The organism is Shewanella sp. SG41-4, assembly GCF_014164505.1.
Lineage (GTDB): Bacteria > Pseudomonadota > Gammaproteobacteria > Enterobacterales > Shewanellaceae > Shewanella.
Genome location: NZ_JACJFI010000460.1, coordinates 1 through 2,146, shown reverse-complemented (window position 1 = coordinate 2,146; position 2,146 = coordinate 1). Strand labels below are relative to the sequence as shown.

Genomic DNA, 2,146 nt, shown 5'->3' with positions numbered 1-2,146 from the left:
CATTGTTTGAAATAAAAAAGGCAAATGCACTGCATTTGCCCAAAATGAATCACTGTTAGTGTTTAGTGTGATTTAGCATCAATCGTAGACGCTTTAGGCTTAACCAGTTTTGGTAAGTATTTCTTAGTACTAGAAATATTATTTAGATATGGTCCTTTGTGTAACGTTTCAGGCCAATGTAATAACATCATTGCTAATACATTTCTGTGTTCACCAGAAGATAGTTCAGCTTTTCCACTTGGCGATGGGATCATCATAATATTAGGATCGTAAGCCGAAATCACATGCTTTTTAACTTTATCGACTACTGTATTATCACCGTTACCAGTAATTAAAAAACTAATTCCCACTTCGGTAATAATATCTTCGGAAGTGTCTATTAATATGCGATCAATGTTCTTTTCGAAATAATCTAAAATCCACTGATATTCTTTGGGATCAACAGGGTGTTGATAATACTGGCTAGCAGAAAAAATAAAGTGAGTCATGCCATAGACTTTGTTTTTATATTGTCCTTTTGTGAGCTGAACATCTTTGCTGTCTGGGTAGGTTTTAATGAAGGCTTTTTTGTAAGCTTCATAATAGTCACCAACTCCAATTTGTTTAGCCCAATACACATAATTAATTAACTGTGCAGCCCAAGCTTCTATCATTTTTCTATCAGTTAATGCAGGTTCTAAGTTGACATTTTTTAAGGTTTTGATCATTAAATCATGACAAGGCCCGGTGAAACCAAATTCGTCTACACGACTTGCATAACGTAATAACACATCGCTATACAATAAAAAGTTAGGGTAGGGAGATAACGCTGCCTTACGCGCTATACCGCGAGGACCATTCCCTAAGTTACCCACTTTAACTTTTGATTCAGTATTAATAAAACCTGGCTTATCTAGATTGCAATAATAGTAAGCTTGTTGTTCAGCAATGGTGAGTAAATCAATTAATGAGCCGTTGGCATATTTGTTTTCACCCGTCATACGATATTGACGAATGGCATAATGTCCTTGGACGCGCGGCGGTAATGAATATAGATTAGTTTCTAAATTTGTTTTTATACCTTGATAAACTTGGTCAGCAGTTAAATTATGCGGTGTTTTTTCAACAAACTCTTTTGTGAACGCCACACTACTAAACAACGTAGCTGACAATAGTAAGTACGAGAGTGTTTTACTCTTGCGCTGTTCCAGCATGTTTAAATCTCCTGATAAGTGAATGTGGGTCTATCGGTAGGCCAATAAGTTGCTCAAGTTGCTCATCTAAAGTTAATTGTTTTTCATTTACAATCAGTAAATTGAATATCTCTTTAGTCGATATTTTGTTAGGTATTTCAGCAATGATTAATTGAGTCAAAGCGGTTTGCCATAAAGGAAGATAATGATTAATTCCTTCATTAGCAATAGCTTGGTAACTATATATTGCATCAGTGGCGTTCGGCCATGGTTGACCAAAGCTTTGTTCAAAATCTATTGATAATGCTTGGTTTTTATTCAACCAAATATCGAGTTCTCTATCCTTGAAATCACCTTTGTATTGATAAAATGTCAGTGCAACTTTAGATCTAAATACCCGCATTTGTTGCTGATATTGTTCAATTAATTTATAGCGGTCGGACAACTCAGGTACATTCAGCTGCTGCTTAATGTAATGAGATAACCATTGTGTTGCAATGGCATGAGTATTTGTATTTTGTCCTTTATTGGGGAGAAAATAAAACTGGCCACCTTGAGCCAAAGATACCAATGCTTGGCTCAAAGCGATAATTAATTTTTGTTGTTGTGTCGATTTGGTTAATTGGCGTGGAAAACTAATGGCATATTGACCAAATTGATGACCAATGACACTTTGTTTGATCAACCGGCCATCTACATTTAATGAAGGTAGCTTAGTATTTTGTGAGTAGGTAAAAATTTCCCCGAGTAATCGTTGTTGATGCCAAACACGAATAAGTTGTGTGTCACTCAAGCTATTATGTTTATTATCATCTGCGTTTAGATCGTTGTCGATACTCGACTTTTCGACTAGTTCAAATTTAAGATCTAAAGGCTCAAGACTCGCAAATATATGCTGTAAGAAATCATTTGTGGTGATAGTTTCTATTTTTGGAGATCTGCTTACATTGCTTAGTGCTTGGGCAATGTTCCAT

General features: G+C 35.6%; 1 protein-coding gene and 1 pseudogene. Both read right to left on the bottom strand.

Annotation, left to right across the window (positions count from 1 at the left end):
* Positions 1 to 62: 62 nt before the first annotated feature.
* Positions 63 to 1,193: a DUF3541 domain-containing protein gene (locus H5202_RS21080; RefSeq protein ID WP_182773780.1), complete on the bottom strand. Its 1,131-nt coding sequence runs from the start codon at positions 1,191 to 1,193 to the stop codon at positions 63 to 65.
* Positions 1,171 to 2,146: pseudogene (locus H5202_RS21075) on the bottom strand (hypothetical protein); the annotation flags it as partial. The gene H5202_RS21080 and the pseudogene H5202_RS21075, both read right to left, overlap by 23 nt.

Coding starts and splice junctions, on each gene's coding strand:
- H5202_RS21080 (WP_182773780.1), bottom strand. CDS start 1,193: ATGCTGGAACAGCGCAAGAGTAAAACACTCTCGTACTTACTATTGTCA.